This window comes from Agrobacterium sp. RC10-4-1 (assembly GCF_014138475.1).
GTDB classification, from domain to species: Bacteria; Pseudomonadota; Alphaproteobacteria; order Rhizobiales; family Rhizobiaceae; genus Agrobacterium; species Agrobacterium pusense.
On the sequence record NZ_JACJIT010000001.1, the window covers coordinates 335,550 to 354,730 of the forward strand.

Consider the following 19,181-nt stretch of genomic DNA (forward strand, 5'->3'; position numbering starts at 1 on the left):
CACCGTCAAACGTCGGTTTTCCCACCCTTCACAATCCGAAATCGATGGCCCTTATCCAGCGCCGTCGTCTCCACCAGACGATGCCCATCCTCATTGCACATATGTGCAATATCGATCACCGCCAAAGGATCGGTCGTCTCGACGGTGAGAACATCCCCCGTCTTCAGCGTTGCAAGTTTCTTGCGGCTTCTCAAAACCGGAAGGGGGCATTTAAGCCCCCTCAAATCATAGACGATATCGCTTGTTGCGGTCATTCCTTGGCCCAGAACTTCCAGAATGGCTTCTTCTCCGGTGCTTCCGGCGCCGGGGCTGCGGAATAGGCAAGCGGGTTCATGGCTGGCACCGGAACGCTCTGGGCAGCAGCGCCAGTCTGGCCTGCTGCAGGCGTAGCCGAGGCAACCATTGTCGGGGCAGCTGGTGCCGGGTTCGATTGCGGCGCCGTGGCCGGCTGGTTAGCCGAAGGGCGAGGGCCACGCAGCGCCGAGGCGGTTGCGGTGGTCGCTGGCGAAGACGATGTCACCTGCTGCGCCTTCTTCTCCATCAGCGCGGCATATTCCGTTTCCTTCATCAGTTTGCCGGCCTTCAGCGCCGAGCCCGTCGGGGCATAGGCGGGTTCGCGGCCCTTGCGCTTTTCGGCCACCAGCGCCTTGCGCTCGGCTTCGCTCGGGTCGTACCAGGCCATGCCTTCATATTTCTTCATCGCCTTTTCATAGGCGAGATCGTAAGTCTTCTCATAGCTCGAAAGCGCGCTGACGAGTGCGGGCGGCGTGCTCATGGGCGGGCACTGGGCCGACGCGTTGAAGCTGCCGCCTTCCGTCTGCTGGTTGAAGACATATTTCTTCTCGCAGACATTCACTTCCGGCGGACGTTTGGTCACTTCGAAATTGTCGTAGCCGACCTTCAGCATCTTCCAGAATTCGAGGTGCTCGCTCTTGCGATGACGGGCCATGTTTTCCGCCGTCATGCGGAAAGGAAATGCCTGCAGCTGAACTGTCTTCTGGCCGCCCTTGAAGGCATCGCGGGCAAAACCGTAGATTTCAAGAATCTGCGCATCCGTCATCGAGTAACAGCCTGATGATGAGCAGGCGCCATGGATCATCAGGTTGGTGCCGTTGCGGCCATTGGCAGCATCGTAGCGGTTCGGGAAGCCGGTATTGATGGCGAGGTAATATTTCGAATTCGGATTGAGATGGGCTGGCGTCAGGTTGTAGAAACCTTCCGGCGCCTGCCGGTCGCCTTCCTTGACCTTGGGGCCGAGTTTTCCCGACCATGCGCAGATTTGATATTCGGCAATCTTGTCGAAACGGTTATCGCGCTTGGCCTTCCAGATTTCCAGCGCACCTTCTTCCTTGAAGATACGGATCATGATCGGCGACGTGCGGTCCATGCCCTTCTTGTCGATCTCGGCCAGAATGGACGGAGACAGCGGGTAATCAACCTTGTTCTTGATGTGCGACACATCACGTTCGACGGTTTCGAGTGTATCGTTACAACCGGCGAGAACGAGCGCGGTACAGGCAAGAAGTGCAAAATGTGTCAAACGCATGATCTGATCCGAAAGACGATGGCACGAAGTGACGGCAGTTCTATACCGTTCCGTGTGCAATTTAAATACGGTATTAACCGTTTACATCTTCTTAACTCAAATCGGATCCGCCCCCGCGGCCGCCGATCCATCTTTTGATGTGACCGGACTATGGCCGAGTTGGGGCGACAGCGGCGGAAATTAAGGCCGCCTCAGAGATTACGGCCGATATCCAGGAACTTCTGGCGGCGTTCGGCCCTAAGCTGCGTGCCCGAGCGCTGGGAAAGATCGGCCAGCGCCTTGGCGATAACGTCGCCTGTCGCGCTGATCACGGTTTCCGGCGCGCGATGCGCGCCACCGATCGGCTCGGGAATGATACCATCGATGACGCCGAGCGACTTCAGATCTTCCGAGGTGATCTTCATGTTGGTCGCGGCTTCCTTGGCGCGGGTCGAATCGCGCCAGAGGATGGATGCCGCACCTTCCGGCGAGATTACAGAGTAGATTGCATGTTCCAGCATGTAGACGCGGTTGCCGGTGGCAATCGCGATGGCTCCGCCCGAGCCGCCTTCGCCGATGACGACGGAGACGATCGGCACCTTCACGTTCAGGCACATTTCCGTCGAGCGGGCGATGGCCTCAGCCTGACCGCGCTCTTCCGCACCGACGCCGGGGTAGGCGCCCGCGGTATCGATAAGCGTGACGACAGGCAGCGAGAAGCGGTCGGCCAATTCCAGCACGCGGATAGCCTTGCGGTAACCTTCCGGGCGCGGGCTGCCGAAATTGTGCTTCAGGCGGCTCTTGGTGTCATTGCCCTTTTCCTGGCCGATGATGGCGACTGGCTGACCGTTGAAACGGGCAAGGCCGGCCTGTATGGCGGCGTCTTCGGAGAACTTGCGGTCGCCGGCAAGCGGCGTGAAATCCGTAAACAGCGCCTTGGCGTAATCGACGAAATGCGGACGCTGCGGGTGACGCGCGACCTGCGTTTTCTGCCAGGCGTTCAGCTTGGAATAGATGTCCTGCATCGCATCGTTGACGCGCGATTCCAGGCGGTTGATCTCCTCCGAGGTGTCTATGCTCTCGTCTTCATCGGCAAGCTTCTTCAGCTCGATGATCTTGCCCTCAAGGTCCGAGATAGGTTTTTCGAAGTCGAGATAATTGTGCATGAGATCCGTTTCCGATCGTTTTGCGCAAGGTTTGACCGGATTATCCGGCGGTTCCGGTCGCTCTAATCAAGGTTTTTGCCCTGTTTGGCAAGGGGGTGATGTGTTTGTACCAGCTCTTGCAAGCGTTCTTCCAGCACATGTGTATAGATTTGTGTCGTGGAAATGTCGGAGTGGCCGAGCAGTTCCTGCACCGCGCGCAAATCCGCACCGTTCTGCAAGAGGTGGCTGGCGAAGGCGTGGCGCAGCACATGCGGTGACACTGCCGAGGGGTGCAGCCCGGCCCGAATGGCGATGTCCTTGAGGTCGCGGGCGAAGACCTGACGGGGCAGATAGCCTTCCTTGCTGTTGGATGGGAAGAGCCACGGGCTATCCGTCGCTTCGGCCTTTTTCGTTGCCTTGCCATTTTCTGAGGCAAGCGCCTTTAGGGCGGCTTCATATTTTTCCATGGCCTCGATGGCCGTTCGGGAAAGAAGAACCATCCGGTCCTTGTTACCCTTGCCGCGGATCATCAGGAAACGTCCTTCCTGACGCAGCACTTTGACCGGAAGCGAGACGAGTTCGCTGACACGCATGCCGGTCGCATAAAGAAGCTCAAGCAGCAGATGCATGCGGATGCGCGCGAGCTGGCCGGGACCTTCGGTTGCCGCTTCCTGCGCCGCAAGCCCGAGGAGACGGTTTACATCGGCGACGCTCATCGTTTTCGGCAGGGCAACGCCCTTCTTGGGCGCATCGATGATGCCGGTCGGGTCGTCACTGCGCAGGCCTTCCGAATAAAGAAAGCGATAAAACTGCCGCATGGATGAGAGGCGTCTCGCCTGCGAGGTCGCAGCGAAGCCTTGCGCGGAAAGATGGGTCAGATAGGCGGAAAGGTCCGATGTGGCGGCTTCTGTCAGAGACTGGCGGCGGCTCCCAAGGAACTCGCGCAGGTCCGTCAGATCACGCTCGTAAGATGCGAGCGTGTTGGCGGCTGCACCCCGCTCGGCGCTCATCATCTCCAGAAAACTCTCCAGCCGCGCGCTGTCGCGCCCCCCCGCCGGTTGACCGCTCATGGGGTGCGCCTTGCCGGTTCTGCCCCCGGTGGGTTCAGCCTTTCCGAGGGAATGCGCACCGTTACTTCGCGGTCGCGGGGCTGAACGACCATGACAAGCAGCACCATGCCGCCATAGACCAGCCCCGCGATGGTCGCCAGTATCATCGTGAAGCGGAAGAGGGTGGGCATGGCGGCTCCGTGAAGGTGGCGATCGAAACGTATATGCGGTGCGGCGAAACCGGCGGCAAGCTGAAAAAGCCTGCCACTGTCGCCGCCGCATGCGGCGATCATTGTGATTCACCGCAATTCAGTCAGCAATTTGGCTTGACGCTTCGTAAACATTTGCAGATATCCATGCCAAACGGGCTTTCAAATTTATGAGCGAAACGAATTTATCCGTCCCGGCCACACTCGGGGAGCAAGCGCGGGCAAAACTCGGACGGCGCAATATCGTCTTTGTCGGACTGATGGGCGCCGGAAAGTCGGCGATAGGCCGCATGGTTGCCCAGCAGCTCAGGGTTCCCTTCATCGATACGGATGTCGAAATCGAACGGGTTTCGCGCATGACGATATCAGAACTTTTTGCCACCTATGGTGAAGAAGAATTCCGGGCGCTGGAAACGCGGGTCATCAAGCGGCTGCTGCGCGGCGGGCCCAAGGTCATCTCAACTGGCGGCGGCGCCTTCATAAACGACAATACGCGCCGGCACATCAGCCGTGGTGGGATTTCGCTGTGGCTGAAGGCGGATCTGGAGGTGTTGTGGGAGAGGGTGAACAAGCGTGATCACCGCCCGCTTCTCAAGACCGAAAACCCCAGGGCCACGCTGGCGGCCCTGATGGAGAAGCGCTATCCGATCTATTCGGAAGCAGATCTCACCATCGAATCCCGTGATGTCCGCAAGGAAATCATCGTGACCGAAGTGCTGGCCGCCATTGCCGGCATCGAACAGAAAGACTGATTCCCATGACGCCTTCTGAAATCCACGCCGATGAACGTCTCGTCCATGTGCCGCTCGGCGAGCGCGCCTATGACATTCTGATCGGGCCCGGCCTCATCGGCCGGGCGGGCGGCGAAATCTCGGCGCGGCTGAGGGGCCGGCGCGCGGCGATCATCACCGATGAGCATGTCGCGCCGCTCTACCTTGAAGGCTTGATGGATGGACTGCAGACGGACGGCATCGAGGCTGTTTCCCTGACCCTGCCGGCCGGTGAAAAGACCAAGAGCTTCGAGCATCTCGTCACTGTCTGCGATGCGGTTCTAGCCGCAAGGGTGGAGCGCAATGATGCGGTAATCGCGCTTGGCGGCGGCGTGATCGGCGATCTCGCCGGTTTTGCAGCCGGTATCGTCCGCCGCGGCGTACGTTTCGTGCAGATACCGACCTCGCTTCTGGCGCAGGTCGATTCCTCCGTCGGCGGCAAGACAGGCATCAACACCCGCCACGGCAAGAACCTCATTGGCGTCTTCCACCAGCCTGATCTGGTGCTGGCGGATACGGCGGTGCTCGATACGCTCAGTCCGCGCGAATTCCGCGCCGGCTACGCCGAAGTGGTGAAATACGGCCTGATCGACAAGCCGGATTTTTTCTTCTGGCTGGAAAAGAACTGGGACGACATCCGTACCGGCGGCCCTGCCCGCATCCAGGCGATTGCGACCAGCTGCCAGGCCAAGGCAGACGTGGTGGTGGCCGACGAAAAGGAAAACGGCGTACGCGCCCTTCTGAATCTCGGCCACACCTTCGGTCACGCACTGGAGGCGGCGACCAATTACGACGGCAAGCGGCTGGTGCATGGTGAAGGTGTCGCCATCGGCATGGTGCTGGCGCACCAGTTCTCTGCCCGCCTGAACCTCGCAAGTCCTGACGATGCCGCGCGCGTCGAAGCGCACCTGAAGGCAGTCGGCCTGCCGACCACGATAAAAGATATTCCTGGAGAATTGCCGCCCGTCGAAACGCTGATGACGGCAATTGCGCAGGACAAGAAAGTCAAGGGCGGCAAGCTCACCTTCATCCTCACCCACGGCATTGGCCAGTCCTTCGTGGCGGATGACGTTGCGGCATCCGAGGTGCAGTCCTTCCTGTCGGAGAAGCATCCGGGGTGAACTGGCGCTGAGAGGTACGGTGAGGGCGCCCCCTCATCGCCTGGCTTCGCTCCGGCACTTCTCCCCGGCGGGGAAAAGAACAAGCTGTTTTGGCAATGCTCTACGGGGAAAAGTTGCTGGCGCGTTGAGCAAGGCGTTGCCGCCCGGTTTCTTCTCTCCGCCGGTGAGAAGGTAGCCGAAGGGCCGGGTAAGGGGGCTTGCTCTCGGTTCTGATGACAACCTTTACTTAAAACCGCACCGCTTCCCCCGGTGCCGCTGCCTCTATCGCCAGAGCATGCAGCCCGGCATCGAGTTCGGGCTTCAAAAGCGCGTTGATTGCCCGGTGCCGTTCGATGCGGGACTTGCCGGAAAAGCTCTCCGACACTATCTGAACACGCATATGCGTTTCGCCGGTACCTGTGATATCCGGCTGGTGGCCCGCATGCATCTGGCTTTCATCGACGACCCTCAGGCGCTCCGGTGAAAAGCTTTCCCGAAGCTTGGTTTCTATGCGCTCTCGCAGAGACATTCGAAGGGCTCCAATTCTGTTTGCCGGTCTTTGAAGGGGGCTCCCTAAAAGCCTGTAACATTCCGCTTTGTCAATTCTTGTTGTGCGGCTTTTCGCACCCCATAATCAGGGCATCATGAAACTGGATTCGAAATATTTCGACCGCATCCGCACGCGCCGGAAAAGGGAGCGGGAACCTGAGGTTCAGGCCCCAACCTGCCAGTGGGACGGATGCGACAAGCCGGGCATTCACCGGGCACCCGTCGGCCGCAATGCCGAGGGGCAATTCTTCCTGTTCTGTTTTGAGCACGTGAAGGAATATAATAAAGGCTACAATTATTTTTCCGGCCTGTCCGACAGCGAGATCGCCCGTTACCAGAAGGAAGCGATCACCGGCCATCGCCCCACCTGGACGGTTGGCGTCAACAAGACCGCCCGCGACAGCCCGCTGCATTCCACGCTGCGCTCCGGCACGGCGAGCGGCAATGCCCGTATCCGTGATCCTTTCGGCTTTGCCGGCGGTTTCGCGGGTGGCTCGAAGGCAGGCGGCACCCGCATGCAGCAGGACCGAAAATTGAAGACGCTGGAGGCAAAAGCCTTCGATACGCTCGGACTTTCTTCCAGTGCAAAGCAGGAAGACATAAAAAGGCGCTATAAGGAGCTTGTCAAAAAGCACCATCCTGATGCTAATGGTGGCGATCGTGGTTCGGAAGAACGTTTTCGGGCTGTTGTTCAAGCATATCAATTGTTAAAGCAGTCAGGTTTCTGCTAAGCCAACTTCTGTGTTTACCGCCTGATTGATGATGTGGCCGGGTGGCTGCCGCCCGCCTTGGAGACGTGATGAGCAAAATCGACCTTGATATTTCCAACCTGCCCGACACGACGGTGTCCGTGCGGGAGGTTTTCGGCATTGATACGGATCTGCGGGTTCCCGCCTATTCCCAGGGCGACGCCTATGTGCCTGATCTCGATCCCGACTATCTTTTCGACCGCGACACGACGCTCGCGATCCTTGCCGGTTTTGCTCACAACCGACGTGTCATGGTCTCCGGTTTCCACGGCACGGGTAAATCCACCCATATCGAGCAGGTGGCTGCCCGTCTCAACTGGCCCTGCGTGCGCGTCAACCTCGACAGCCATGTCAGCCGTATCGATCTCGTCGGCAAGGACGCCATCGTCCTGAAAGACGGCAAACAGGTTACCGAATTCAAGGACGGCATCCTGCCCTGGGCCTACCAGCACAATGTCGCGCTTGTCTTCGATGAATATGATGCCGGTCGCCCGGATGTGATGTTCGTGATCCAGCGCGTGCTGGAATCGTCTGGCCGCCTGACCCTGCTCGACCAGAGCCGCGTTATCCGTCCTCATCCGGCCTTCCGCATTTTCGCGACCGCCAACACCATCGGCCTTGGTGATACGACCGGCCTTTACCACGGCACGCAGCAGATCAACCAGGCGCAGATGGACCGCTGGTCCATCGTCACCACGCTGAATTATCTGCCGCATGAGCAGGAAGTGAACATCATCGCCGCCAAGGTGAAGAGCTTCGACAATCCGAAGGGACGCGAAACCGTCTCCAAGATGGTGCGCGTGGCGGATCTTACCCGTTCGGCTTTCATCAATGGCGATCTCTCCACCGTCATGAGCCCGCGTACCGTCATCACCTGGGCGGAAAATGCGGAAATCTTCGGCGATCTCGCCTTTGCCTTCCGCGTGACCTTCCTCAACAAGTGTGACGAGCTGGAGCGCACGCTGGTGGCCGAACAGTATCAGCGGGCCTTTGGCGTCGAGCTGAAGGAAAGCGCTGCGAACATCGTTCTCAGCGCCTGATCGTTCCCGGCTTGCCCGGAAAAGATCATCCATGACTTGAGGACGCCGGCGGATCGCGCATCCAGAGATGCGTGGGCCGCAGGCGTCGACAATCGACAGGAAAGACAATGGCAGCGCGCGGCGACAATTCCAGAGCGAAACCGGGTACGGCGGTCGATACGGAACCGTTGCGTCAGGCGATTGCCGGATGCGTGCGATCCGTCGCTGGCGATACCGAAGTCGAAGTCGTTTTCGCCAATGAACGGCCGGGTCTTGCCGGCGAGCGCATGCGCCTGCCGGAAATTTCCAAGAAACCCACCGCGCAGGAAATCGCGATAACCCGCGGCCTCGGCGATTCCATGGCGCTGCGTCTCGCCTGTCACGATGCGGATACCCATGCGGTGATGTCTCCGCAGGGCGCTGAAGCGCGGTTGATCTTCGATGCGGTGGAGCAGGCGCGCGTTGAATCGATCGGTGCGCTGCGGATGCCGGGCATGGCTTCCAATATCCATGCCATGAACACGGAAAAATACGCCAAGGCGAATTTTGCCGGTATCACAAAACAGGATGATGCTCCTCTTGCCGAAGCCGTTTCGCTGTTGGTGCGCGAGAAGCTGACAGGCGAAAAGCCGCCGGAAAGTGCCGGCAAGGTTCTCGACCTCTGGCGCGACTTCATCGAGGACAAGGCTGCCGGCGACCTGAACGATCTTTCCAAGGTGATCGGCGACCAGAAGGCGTTTTCGCGTCTGGTGCGCAAGATGCTGACCTCCATGCAGATGGCGGAGGATTTCGGCGACGAGGATAACGAGCCGGAAAGTCAGGAAGCGGAATCCAACGAGGACCAGCCGCGCACCAACGAGACCGAAGAAGAGCAGGTCGAGGAAGAGGCCGGCTCCGACGCGACGCCCGCCGATGAGAACGAGGCCTCGCAGGAGGAAATGGAAGAAGGCGAGATGGACGGCGCCGAGATGTCGGACGAGGAAATGTCCGACGATCTCGACGAGGATTCCGAAACGCCCGGCGAGACCCGCCGTCCCAACAGCCCCTTCGATGATTTCAACGAGAAAGTCGATTACCGCATCTTCACGCAGGAATTCGACGAGGAAATCCACGCCGAGGAACTGTGCGACGAGGCCGAGCTTGACCGTCTGCGCGCCTTCCTCGACAAGCAGCTTGCCCATCTGCAGGGCGCTGTGGGGCGCTTGGCGAACCGTCTGCAGCGCCGCCTGATGGCGCAGCAGAACCGTTCCTGGGATTTCGATCTGGAAGAGGGTTATCTCGATCCGGCCCGCCTCGTCAGGCTCATCATCGATCCCATGCAGCCGCTCTCCTTCAAGAAGGAACGCGACACCAAATTCCGCGATACCGTGGTTTCGCTGGTCATCGACAATTCCGGTTCGATGCGCGGCCGTCCGATCACGGTCGCCGCCACCTGCGCCGATATTCTGGCGCGTACCCTGGAGCGCTCCGGTGTAAAGGTGGAAATTCTGGGCTTCACCACCAAGGCATGGAAGGGCGGGCAATCGCGTGAGCAATGGCTCGCCAGCGGCAAGCCGGCTTCGCCGGGCCGCCTTAACGATCTGCGCCATATCATCTACAAGTCGGCGGATGCGCCGTGGCGGCGCGCACGGCGCAATCTCGGCCTGATGATGCGCGAAGGCTTGCTCAAGGAAAACATAGACGGCGAGGCGCTGATGTGGGCGCATAATCGCCTGATCGGCCGCCCCGAGCAGCGCAAGATCATGATGATGATCTCTGATGGTGCGCCGGTGGACGATTCAACCCTGTCGGTCAATCCGGGCAACTATCTGGAGCGGCACCTGCGCGCCGTTATCGAGCAGATCGAAACGCGTTCGCCGGTGGAGCTGCTGGCAATCGGTATCGGTCATGACGTGACACGTTATTACCGCCGCGCGGTCACCATTGTGGATGCGGACGAGCTGGCTGGCGCGATGACCGAACAGCTCGCGGCGCTCTTTGAAGATACGAGCGGCGCTGCCGGTTCGTCCCGCAGGGTCCGTCGTGCGGGATAAGCAGGGCGGAGCGTCCTCCACCCGCAAAACGCTCTTGATGGCCGCCATTCTGGCGGCCGTATCGCTTTGTCCGGTTTCCATTGGCGCGTCCGCCATCGATGTGCCGGTCAGCGTCCGTCAGCTCTCCGGTTTCGAGGTCGGCACCAGCGAAAAACGTTTCGGCAAGCTGGAATTCATTGGCGGCATGGTGATGAGTGCGCCGGAAAAGTTGTTCGGCGCTATCTCCTCCATTCGGTTCCGCCCCAACGGGGAAGACTTCGTTGCGGTGCTGGATACCGGCCACTGGCTGACCGGTAGGGTGACACGTGACGCTGTCGGGGCGCTGTCTGGTCTTGCTGAAGTCCGTATTACCCCGATGCTGGACATGAACGGCCGCGAACCGCCGCGCAAGATGGAGATGGATGCGGAAGGGCTGGCGCTGCGCGGCGGCAGGGTTTTCGTCAGTTACGAGCAACGCCACAGGATCGATATCTATCCCGATCCGGGCTTTGCCACCTCAAAGCCACTTGGCCGTCTGCCGCATCTCATCCCCAATAATGAGCTGCGCCACAATGGCGGCATGGAGGCGCTGGCGGTCTCGCCAGCCGATTCGCCGCTCGCGGGCGCTCTCGTCGTCGTTGCGGAGAAAAGCATTGATGCGGACGGCAATCTTCTCGCCGCGATCCTTGAGGGGCCGCTGAAAGGCACATTCGCGGTTACCCACCATCCCTCGTTCGACGTGACTGATGGCGCCTTCCTGCCTAATGGCGACCTGTTGCTGCTCGAGCGCCGCTTCAATTTTGCCGAAGGCGTCGGCATGCGCATCCGCCGCATACACGGTGCTGATATCCGGCCGGGCGCGGTGGTGGATGGTGAAATCCTCATGGAAGCCGGCATGGCCTACCAGATCGACAATATGGAAGGCATGGATGTGGTGAAGGGGCCGGATGGTTCGACGCGCCTCGTCATCATTTCTGATGACAACCACTCTTTCCTCCAGCGCAACCTGATGCTGGAATTCAGACTAGTGGACTAAAATCAAGTCTGCTGCTGTGCCGCCTTGTAGGCAGCCATCAGATCCTCGACGGGAATGCCGTCGATCTTCATGCCGGTCATTCGGCATGACGTTATCTGCGCACCGGACAGATTTGAGTTGCTCAGTTTCAGACCGGAAAAATTGACGTCATCGATCGACCAGCCGGACATGTTGTTATCCGTGAACGACGCACCCGACAAATTGATATTGTTGAAGCTCGCCCCAGAAAGATTGACGTTGTCGAAGACCGTGCCGGAAAGATTGACGTCATTGAAGGTTGAGCCTGAAAGCGTAGCGCTGGCGGCCTCTACAATGTCGATAACGTCCTTGATCTGCATGTCTACCTGCCTCCGCGCTGTGCCACGGACGACAGACTGCAATGCTGACGGCTGGCTTGCAAGCGCGATTTCATCCGCGCTTGACGGTCTCAAACGCGGCCGGTTTTGACGGCGCCCGGCATCGGCTTCAGCGTGTTCATCAGCGCGCCGTAAGGCAGGAGCATGACAAGGCCGACGAGAACCTTCACCGAAAGATCACCCAGGGCCCATGAAATCCAACGGGGCGCTTCCGCGGCGAAGACACCGAGGATGGGAGCGTTTTCGATGGCGAAGGCATCGTTGGGGCCGACGAAGGAGAAGCTTGCCGCAAAGGCGATGTAGAAGAAGAGCGCCGTATCCAGCACCGAACCCAGCATGGAGCCGGCCAGCGGCGCATGCCACCAGCGCTGGCGGCGCAGGCGGTTGAACACGGAAATGTCTAGCAGCTGGCCGATCAGATAAGCCGTCCCAGAGGCGACTGCAATGCGTGGAATGGATGTCCAGAAGGACAGCGTGACCCCGACGACGAAGCCAGCAAGCACGACGCGGCGCGCTATGGATGGGCCAAACTGGCGGTTCGTCAGGTCCGTGACAAGGAAGGCGATTGGATAGGTGAAGGCACCCCAGGTCAGTAGGTCGCCGAGATTGATGCCGAACAGCGAACCGGAAAGCGGATATTGCACCAGAATATTGGACGCAACGACCACGAGGGTCATCAGCACGACATAGATAAGCGTATAGCGCAGGTAGAGCATTTTTTTATCCTGGGTGATGCCACCAGTTGGAACCGGATTAAACAAGCAAAAGGCTTGAGCGGCCAAAGCCAGTCAAGCCTTCCGAATGTCGATGATGTCGAAACTGCTATTAAGCAGCTTCAGCCGTCTTCTTGGCGATCTGGCGGCGCAGGAGACGAGCGCGCATGCTCAGTTCGTTTTCGCCGGACTTCAGAAGGAAGGCATCGAGGCCGCCACGGTGTTCAACGGAGCGCAGAGCGGCTGCGGAAACACGCAGGCGGAAACGCTGGCCGAGAGCATCGGAGATCAACGTAACCTGGCAAAGGTTCGGAAGGAACCGGCGCTTGGTCTTGTTGTTGGCGTGGCTGACGTTGTTGCCCGTCTGGACGCCCTTGCCGGTCAATTCGCATACACGGGACATGGGTACACCTATTTCGTTTCGTCTGTTTCACCACTGGCTCGCCACCGGCAAAAACCGGGGTGGCAATCCAACTGGCCATGATTGGAAAGTTGCGGTTCTATAGTCAGACGAGACTTAACAGTCAAGCCGCTCGCGAGCAAATGAAAGGAAATTCCGGCGTTTTCAACCGGCATCCGCTTTTTTATTGCCACAAGTCGGCGTATATCATCGCCCGATAAGGCCGCTTCCGCGCCTCTTTTAAGGTGATATCGAAATGATTGCCAGAGGAAAAAGCATTTTCGTGGCCGCGACAATGGCGTTAGCGGGTGTCTCCCCCTCGCTCGCTGCCGAAGCGCGCCACACAAGCGAATACAGCATCAATCTCGGCATTTTGCCGATTGCCAAAGCGAGTTTTTCGACTCGCATGGATGGACCAAATTATTCGATCTCCGGGTCCTTCAGTGCCGCCGGTCTTGCCAGCATTCTCAAGGATATTTCCGGCAAGACGACCGTTTCCGGCGCGAGACGTGGCCACCGGCTGCAGGCCAACGAGTATTCGCTGGTCTATAAGGACGGCAAACGCGTGCGCACCTATGACGTCGTCTATCGCAACGGCAACGTGACATCGACGACGGTGAAACCGGAGCCGAAGACACGGCCGGACAATTGGGTTGATGTCAAGGACCGCGACCTGCGCTCGGTTCTCGATCCAATTTCCGGTCTCATCATTCCCGCGGGCGGCCGCATCTGCCCGACTCGCCTGCCGATCTATGACGGCGAATCGCGACTCGATCTGGTTTTGAGCTCCAGCGGCACCAAGCCGTTCAAGACCAATGGTTTTAATGGCGACGCCATCGTCTGCAAGGCGCGTTATGTGCCGAAGTCGGGTTACCGGCAGGGGCGCAAGGATATCGAATATCTGAAATCCATTTCGATGGAGATCTGGTTCGCCAAGTCGAACAACATGGATGTCTATGCGCCTGTTTATGCGATCATCCCGACGCGGGTGGGACAGGTCTACATCACCGCCACGAAATACGGCGGCTGACTAAGGCTGATGGTAGTGTAAGAAAAGCAGACGCTGCGGCGTATTTTTTCTCCCCGCCAGAGAGAGGCCGGCCCGAAGCGCCGGATGAGGGGGCAAGCTCTCGCTTTGCCTCCTCATCCCGCTGCCAGCATTGCTCTGAAAGTTACTGCGCATCCCCAGGCGACCAGCCGGGTTCGGCCATGACGAAACTCGAAAAGGCAAAGCCCGGCGAGACGGTGCAGCCGACGAGGGTATAATCACCGAGGCTTTCGGCCGACTGCCAGCAATTGGCGGGAACGATGACCTGCGGGCGCTCGCCTTCCAGAATGGCAGGGCCGAGCGTGAAGGTCTGCACTTCCCGGCCATCCTGCGAAAGATGCAGCGCGATCGGCGCGCCAGCATAATAGTGCCAGACTTCCACCGCATCGGTTACCCGATGCCAGTGCGAGCGATCGCCTTTTTCCAGGAGATAATAAATGGCCGTCGAATGACCGCGATCGCCACCGGCCTTGTCACGGAAAGTCTGGTGGTAAAAACCGCCCTCGGGATGCGGCTCGAGCCCCAGTTCACGAATGATCGCCTGCGCAGATATATCCGTTCCCATCAGAAATTATCCTTGCGCGTGCGGATTTCCGCGAAGACGTCGGCATCGGTGGCGCTTTCCAGACCAAGATTTTTGCGAATGCCGGTATCCGCCACCCGCATATAGGGGTTGGTCTGTTTTTCGAGCCCGATGGTGGTGGGAATCGTGAATTCATTCGCCTGCCGTGCCTTTTCCACCTTTTCCGCGCGGTCACGCAGCGCGGCATTGTCGGGATCGACGGTCAGGGCAAAGCGGGCATTGCTCAGCGTGTATTCATGGCCGAAATAGACCTTGGTCTCATCCGGCAAAGCCATCAGCTTCTGGAAGGAATGCCACATATCCGCCGCCGGGCGTTCGAAAAGGCGGCCGCAGCCCATGGCAAACAGCGTATCAGCGGCAAACAGCAGCCCGTCATCCGGCATATAATAACAGATATGCCCCGCCGTATGGCCGGGTGTGGCGATGATCTGAACGCGGCGGCCGGCGAATTCGAATTCGTCGCCATCGGCCTGCGAGCGGTCGAGCCCCGGTATGGCCACGGCCTCATCATAAGGGCCGTAAATTTCGCACTGAAACTTGTCTTTCAGCGCAAGATTGGCTTCCACATGGTCCTGATGGTGATGCGTGGTGAAAATATGGGTGAGCTTCCAGCCGTGGCCGTCGAGAGCGTGCAGGATAGGGCCTTCTTCCGGCGCGTCGATGGCGGCAGTTGCCCCGCTTTCGGGGTCGTGCAACAGAACCCCGAAATTGTCGCTGCGGCAAAGAAAGACGTCTATTTCCAAAGGTTTCATCGTATCCTCTCCATTTGCCGGCCAAAACCGGCGCATTCGCCTGCCTGACTTTCCCAACTGACTTCCAATGTAAGGGCAGACGCCTTGAAGTCCAACCGCCTGATGCTACATTCTCGCCCATGAATACCGATATCGTCGATCTGCGCGAATTCTATCATTCTCCACTTGGCCGCTCGGCCGAGCAGGCGATCACCATGGCGCTTTCGACGCTGTGGCCCCCCTTGCCGGAAGAGCGGCTGGTGGGCCTCGGTTATGCCGTGCCGTTTCTGGACCGGTTCCGCCGCGATACGGAGCGGACCTTCGCCTTCATGCCGGCCGGGCAGGGGGCGGTGAACTGGCCGGCGGGAGAGCTTTCCTCCACCGCGCTGGTGTTCGATGAGGAATTGCCGCTGCCCGATTCGTCGATAGACCGGGTTCTCATGGTGCATGCGCTGGAATTCGCCGAAAATCCGCGGGAAAGCCTCAAGGAACTATGGCGGGTACTGGCGCCGGGCGGCCGCCTGGTCATCGTGGTGCCGAACCGCCGCGGCGTCTGGGCGCGCATGGAACACACGCCTTTCGGTTCCGGCCGGCCCTATTCGCGCGGGCAGCTGACGGCGCTGTTGCGCGAAACCAATTTCACGCCGGGCGCCACCGCCGAGGCGCTGTTCTTCCCGCCCACTACAAGCCGGCCGGTGCTGAAATTCCGCCGTTACCTCGAACATACCGGCCGTCGTCTCTGGCCGCTGTTTTCCGGCGTCATCGTGGTGGAAGCGCAAAAACGTCTCTATCAGGGATTGCCAGTGACCCAGCGCGCCTCGCGCCGGGTTTTCGTGCCCGTTCTCGCGCCGCAGGGGGTGCCCACCACCCGCACTGCCGCAAGCCAAGGAAAGCCGCGCTGACCCTCGACAAAGCGACCGTTCCGGTCTAATGCCTCCGGCATTGCTTTTGCCGGGTTCTCCGGCGCTTTCCAAAGGTCGATCAAATGAGTGCAGAGCTTAGCCAACCTGTTCCGCGTCCGGGTATTCTGGATATCGCCGCTTATGTTCCGGGCAAGGAGCATGTGGATGGCGTTGCGAAGGTTTATAAGCTCTCCTCCAATGAAACCCCGCTTGGGCCGAGCCCTAAAGCCATCGAGGCTTTCGGTGCGGCGGCCAGCCATCTGGAAATCTATCCGGACGGGCAGGCGATTGCGTTGCGGCAGGCGATTGCCGACGTGCATGGCCTTAACATCGCGAATATCCTGTGCGGCAACGGCTCGGACGAGCTTCTCGGCCTGCTTTGCCACGTCTATCTGGGTGCGGGCGATGAGGCGATCATCACCGAACACGGTTTTCTCGTCTACAAGATCCAGATCATGGGCGCGGGCGCGACACCGGTGACTGTGAAGGAAAAAGACTGCGCTGTCGATGTGGACGCGATCCTCGCCGCCGTGACGCCGAAGACCAAAATGGTGTTCATCGCCAATCCCGGCAATCCCACCGGCACCTATGTTCCGGTTGCGGAAATTCGCCGCCTGCAGGCCGCCCTGCCGAAACATGTTCTGCTGGTGCTGGATGCGGCCTATGCCGAATATGTGCGCAAGAACGACTATGAGGCCGGGCTGGAACTGGTTTCCGGCAACCGCAACGTGGTGATGACCCGCACCTTCTCGAAGGTCTACGGCCTTGCTGCCCTGCGCGTGGGCTGGATGTATGGTCCGGCCTCCATCGTCGACGCGCTGAACCGTGTGCGCGGGCCGTTCAACATGAGCGCGCCGGCCATCGCAGCGGGTGCCGCTGCCATCCGCGATCAGGCTTTCGTCGAAAAAGCCGTGGCGCACAACGCGGTGTGGATGGAAAGGCTGGTCACGACCTTTACCGGCCTCGGCCTCACCGTCACGCCGTCAGTCACCAACTTCATCCTCATCCATTTTCCGGATCAGGACGGCAAGCGGGCAACGGACGCTGACGAGTTCCTGAGCCGCCGCGGGTACATTCTTCGTGCGGTGCGCGGTTACGGTTTCCCCAATGCGCTCAGAATGACCATCGGTTCGGAAGAGGCCAATCTTGGCGTCATCGCTGCTCTCAACGAGTTCATGGGACGGGCTTGATGGCTGAGATCATGTTTGAACGCATCGCGCTGATCGGCATCGGCCTGATCGGCTCGTCCATTGCCCGGGACATCAAGGAACTGGGGCTCGCCCGCCATGTGATTATTTCCACCCGCAGCGAAGATACGCTGAAACGGGCGGAAGAACTGGCGCTTGGCACGGATTATACCGTCTCGGCGGCGGAAGCGGTGAAGGATGCCGATCTCGTCATCGTTTCCGTGCCTGTCGGCGCGTCTGAAAGCGTGGCGCGGCAGATCGCACCGCATCTGAAACCGGGCGCCATCGTTACCGATGTGGGTTCCACCAAGGCTTCCGTCATCGCACAGATGGCGCCGCATATGCCTGACAACGTGCATTTCATTCCCGGCCATCCGCTGGCAGGTACGGAAAAATCCGGCCCGGATGCCGGGTTTGCCGGCCTCTTCCGTGACCGCTGGTGTATCTTCACACCGCTGCCGGGCACGGACGCGGCGGCGCTGGAGAAGCTGAAGGATTTCTGGCGGGCGCTCGGTTCGCGCGTGGATGAAATGGATGCCGAACACCACGACAAGGTTCTGGCCATTGTTTCGCATCTGCCGCACATCATCGCCTACAACATCGTCGGCACGGCGGATGATCTGGAGACGGTGACCGAGTCGGAAGTCATCAAATATTCTGCCTCCGGTTTCCGCGACTTCACACGTCTGGCCGCCTCCGATCCTACCATGTGGCGCGACGTCTGCCTGCACAACAAGGACGCCATCCTTGAGATGCTGGCCCGGTTTTCCGAGGATCTCGCCTCCCTGCAAAGGGCGATTCGCTGGGGAGAGGGCGACAAGCTGTTCGAGCTGTTCTCGCGCACCCGCGCTATTCGTCGCTCCATCGTGCAGGCAGGTCAGGACGTCGATGCGCCCGACTTCGGTCGTCACGCGCTGGATCAGAAGAAGTAGGGCGCCGCTGGTGACAGTCTTGGCCGGATTTGATCCGGCCATCAAACCGCTGGTAAAGTGTCAAAGCCTTGCTTTCGTCATGCTCGGGCTTGTCCCAAGGATGACGTCGATTACGGGCTAACCCTCAGATCGGCGGAATCTTGCCCAGCGGGATAAAGCCGCTGATCGTGGCGCGGCCGCGGTCCACTACGAGATCGACGGACGCCCTGTCACCGCCGCCGGCGAGTGCGCCGAGCAGCTTGCGCGCCGTGTCGATGGTAGATTGCAGCTGTGGAAACGCCTGCTTGGCATTGTCAGACCACGCGCCGAGCTTTTCGATCTCCAGCTTGAACTTGCCGGAGAGATAACCCTCGTTATCGAAGGAGAAGGGGCCGCTGATGCGCATGACACGGCCTTCACCGATATCGGCGACCAGCCGGCGAAGCTCGCCGCTTGCGCCATAAAGGCCAGCTGTATCGCTGCCATCCACCATGCCCGCTTTGCCGGCGAGCGTGACATCGGCAATGGCGTTGAGGCGCGGAAGAATCTGCGGCCAGTCCTTGATGGCGGTCGCGGAGTCCGTGAGCGTGATCGCGCCATCGAGATCGGCGCCGTTCTGGCGCAGGTGCATCTCCGTCTTGGCGGCATCGAAGTCGATGGTCTGGCCGGTGACCGAGGAAACCGCCTGCGCCTTTAGCCCGTCGATGATGAGTGAGCTGCGGTCAATGCCCTTCAGCCTGGTGACGATGCTGGACTGCATGTTCTTCCATTCCGCCGAAATAGTCAGGCCGTGGGCCGAGCGGATTTCCGCGGGCGAATCGAGTTCCCAGACGATATGGCCGGGATTGTAGACCTGTGCCGCCGAGCGCAATTCGCCAAAGGAGGCGGAGACGCCGTTCTGGCTGTCATCCACCGTCACCTTCGCGCAAAAGAGGCCGATGCGGAAGGGATAACCCTTGAAGGCAATATCGCTGCATTCGCCGCTGACGCTGCGGGCCTGCGAGGGGGAAATCACGTTCAGGACAGTCTGCTTCAGCCTGTCGGCGGCGTAAAACCACCCGGCGGTATAAAGTCCGATAACCACGAGGATGGCGATGGCGAGCCAGAGGAATTTTTTGGCCGTGCCGGATTGGCTTGACGCTGCCATATTGATCTCCGATGAACAGACTTCAGGGAATTTTGATTTG

Annotated in this window: 22 protein-coding genes; 10 read left to right on the top strand and 12 right to left on the bottom strand. The window is 59.7% G+C overall.

Annotation, left to right across the window (positions count from 1 at the left end):
• Positions 1-5 precede the first annotated feature (5 nt).
• The 5 genes from FHW77_RS01520 to FHW77_RS01540 form a co-directional block, all read right to left on the bottom strand.
• The gene (locus tag FHW77_RS01520; protein WP_044459152.1) at positions 6-254 is read right to left on the bottom strand and encodes a sulfurtransferase TusA family protein; all 249 of its coding nucleotides are present in this window, start codon (positions 252-254) and stop codon (positions 6-8) included.
• Positions 251-1,546: a L,D-transpeptidase family protein gene (locus FHW77_RS01525; RefSeq protein ID WP_044459153.1), complete on the bottom strand. Its 1,296-nt coding sequence runs from the start codon at positions 1,544-1,546 to the stop codon at positions 251-253. The genes FHW77_RS01520 and FHW77_RS01525 overlap by 4 nt, the downstream gene beginning before the upstream one ends.
• Before the next feature lie 191 nt (positions 1,547-1,737).
• Positions 1,738-2,691 carry an acetyl-CoA carboxylase carboxyltransferase subunit alpha gene (locus FHW77_RS01530; protein ID WP_004445681.1) on the bottom strand — a complete coding sequence of 318 codons (954 nt, stop codon included), beginning with the start codon at positions 2,689-2,691 and terminating at the stop codon, positions 1,738-1,740.
• A 62-nt stretch (positions 2,692-2,753) separates the two neighbouring features.
• The gene (xerD, locus tag FHW77_RS01535; RefSeq protein WP_044459154.1) at positions 2,754-3,740 is read right to left on the bottom strand and encodes a site-specific tyrosine recombinase XerD; all 987 of its coding nucleotides are present in this window, start codon (positions 3,738-3,740) and stop codon (positions 2,754-2,756) included.
• Complete coding sequence (locus FHW77_RS01540) at positions 3,737-3,910, bottom strand: hypothetical protein (protein WP_034497628.1); 174 nt, start codon at positions 3,908-3,910, stop codon at positions 3,737-3,739. Before FHW77_RS01540 ends, xerD begins: the two co-directional genes overlap by 4 nt.
• A gap of 188 nt (positions 3,911-4,098) precedes the next feature.
• Here FHW77_RS01540 and FHW77_RS01545 point away from each other — a divergent pair, with 188 nt between their 5' ends.
• Together FHW77_RS01545 and aroB are read left to right on the top strand one after the other, a co-directional pair.
• Entirely contained in the window at positions 4,099-4,680 is a 582-nt protein-coding gene (locus tag FHW77_RS01545; RefSeq protein WP_004445677.1) for a shikimate kinase, read from the top strand.
• 5 nt (positions 4,681-4,685) lie between these two features.
• Positions 4,686-5,819, top strand: coding sequence for a 3-dehydroquinate synthase (aroB, locus tag FHW77_RS01550; RefSeq protein ID WP_044459155.1), 1,134 nt, complete (start codon positions 4,686-4,688; stop codon positions 5,817-5,819).
• 226 nt (positions 5,820-6,045) lie between these two features.
• Here the strand turns inward: aroB and FHW77_RS01555 are convergent, their stop codons facing one another.
• Positions 6,046-6,327 (bottom strand): BolA family protein, encoded by a 282-nt coding sequence (locus tag FHW77_RS01555; protein WP_004445674.1) that lies wholly within the window; start codon positions 6,325-6,327, stop codon positions 6,046-6,048.
• A gap of 115 nt (positions 6,328-6,442) precedes the next feature.
• Between FHW77_RS01555 and FHW77_RS01560 the strand changes: the two genes are divergently transcribed.
• From FHW77_RS01560 to FHW77_RS01575, 4 genes are all read left to right on the top strand, one after another.
• The gene (locus FHW77_RS01560; RefSeq protein WP_004445673.1) at positions 6,443-7,078 is read left to right on the top strand and encodes a J domain-containing protein; all 636 of its coding nucleotides are present in this window, start codon (positions 6,443-6,445) and stop codon (positions 7,076-7,078) included.
• Between the two features lie 68 nt (positions 7,079-7,146).
• On the top strand, positions 7,147-8,136 hold the full coding sequence (cobS, locus tag FHW77_RS01565) for a cobaltochelatase subunit CobS (RefSeq protein ID WP_004445672.1): 990 nt from the start codon (positions 7,147-7,149) through the stop codon (positions 8,134-8,136).
• Between the two features lie 107 nt (positions 8,137-8,243).
• Positions 8,244-10,148: a cobaltochelatase subunit CobT gene (gene cobT / locus FHW77_RS01570; RefSeq protein ID WP_044459156.1), complete on the top strand. Its 1,905-nt coding sequence runs from the start codon at positions 8,244-8,246 to the stop codon at positions 10,146-10,148.
• Between the two features lie 37 nt (positions 10,149-10,185).
• Positions 10,186-11,163, top strand: coding sequence for an esterase-like activity of phytase family protein (locus tag FHW77_RS01575; RefSeq protein ID WP_042935500.1), 978 nt, complete (start codon positions 10,186-10,188; stop codon positions 11,161-11,163).
• Positions 11,164-11,165: 2 nt separating this feature from the next.
• Here the strand turns inward: FHW77_RS01575 and FHW77_RS01580 are convergent, their stop codons facing one another.
• From FHW77_RS01580 to rpmB, 3 genes are all read right to left on the bottom strand, one after another.
• Positions 11,166-11,501 carry a pentapeptide repeat-containing protein gene (locus FHW77_RS01580; RefSeq protein ID WP_006697146.1) on the bottom strand — a complete coding sequence of 112 codons (336 nt, stop codon included), beginning with the start codon at positions 11,499-11,501 and terminating at the stop codon, positions 11,166-11,168.
• Positions 11,502-11,590: 89 nt separating this feature from the next.
• A complete protein-coding gene (locus FHW77_RS01585) occupies positions 11,591-12,235 on the bottom strand; it encodes a queuosine precursor transporter (protein WP_182590345.1) in 645 nt (214 codons plus the stop codon).
• A gap of 109 nt (positions 12,236-12,344) precedes the next feature.
• Positions 12,345-12,635, bottom strand: a complete 291-nt coding sequence (gene rpmB, locus FHW77_RS01590; protein ID WP_003509888.1) for a 50S ribosomal protein L28 — start codon at positions 12,633-12,635, stop codon at positions 12,345-12,347.
• 253 nt (positions 12,636-12,888) lie between these two features.
• Between rpmB and FHW77_RS01595 the strand changes: the two genes are divergently transcribed.
• Entirely contained in the window at positions 12,889-13,662 is a 774-nt protein-coding gene (locus tag FHW77_RS01595; RefSeq protein WP_004445663.1) for a DUF3108 domain-containing protein, read from the top strand.
• 142 nt (positions 13,663-13,804) lie between these two features.
• On the opposite strand, the gene FHW77_RS01600 is transcribed toward FHW77_RS01595, so the two are convergent.
• Both FHW77_RS01600 and gloB read right to left on the bottom strand, forming a co-directional pair.
• A complete protein-coding gene (locus FHW77_RS01600) occupies positions 13,805-14,245 on the bottom strand; it encodes a cupin domain-containing protein (RefSeq protein ID WP_004445662.1) in 441 nt (146 codons plus the stop codon).
• Positions 14,245-15,015 carry a hydroxyacylglutathione hydrolase gene (gene gloB, locus FHW77_RS01605; RefSeq protein ID WP_006697143.1) on the bottom strand — a complete coding sequence of 257 codons (771 nt, stop codon included), beginning with the start codon at positions 15,013-15,015 and terminating at the stop codon, positions 14,245-14,247. Before gloB ends, FHW77_RS01600 begins: the two co-directional genes overlap by 1 nt.
• Before the next feature lie 119 nt (positions 15,016-15,134).
• Between gloB and FHW77_RS01610 the strand changes: the two genes are divergently transcribed.
• The 3 genes from FHW77_RS01610 (at position 15,135) to FHW77_RS01620 (ending at position 18,015) form a co-directional block, all read left to right on the top strand.
• A complete protein-coding gene (locus FHW77_RS01610) occupies positions 15,135-15,896 on the top strand; it encodes a class I SAM-dependent methyltransferase (protein ID WP_044459158.1) in 762 nt (253 codons plus the stop codon).
• Positions 15,897-15,979: 83 nt separating this feature from the next.
• The gene (gene hisC, locus FHW77_RS01615) at positions 15,980-17,086 is read left to right on the top strand and encodes a histidinol-phosphate transaminase (RefSeq protein WP_044459159.1); all 1,107 of its coding nucleotides are present in this window, start codon (positions 15,980-15,982) and stop codon (positions 17,084-17,086) included.
• Positions 17,086-18,015, top strand: a complete 930-nt coding sequence (locus FHW77_RS01620) for a prephenate/arogenate dehydrogenase family protein (RefSeq protein ID WP_034497228.1) — start codon at positions 17,086-17,088, stop codon at positions 18,013-18,015. Before hisC ends, FHW77_RS01620 begins: the two co-directional genes overlap by 1 nt.
• A gap of 124 nt (positions 18,016-18,139) precedes the next feature.
• On the opposite strand, the gene FHW77_RS01625 is transcribed toward FHW77_RS01620, so the two are convergent.
• Positions 18,140-19,141, bottom strand: a complete 1,002-nt coding sequence (locus tag FHW77_RS01625; RefSeq protein WP_035209127.1) for a DUF2125 domain-containing protein — start codon at positions 19,139-19,141, stop codon at positions 18,140-18,142.
• Positions 19,142-19,181 lie beyond the last annotated feature (40 nt).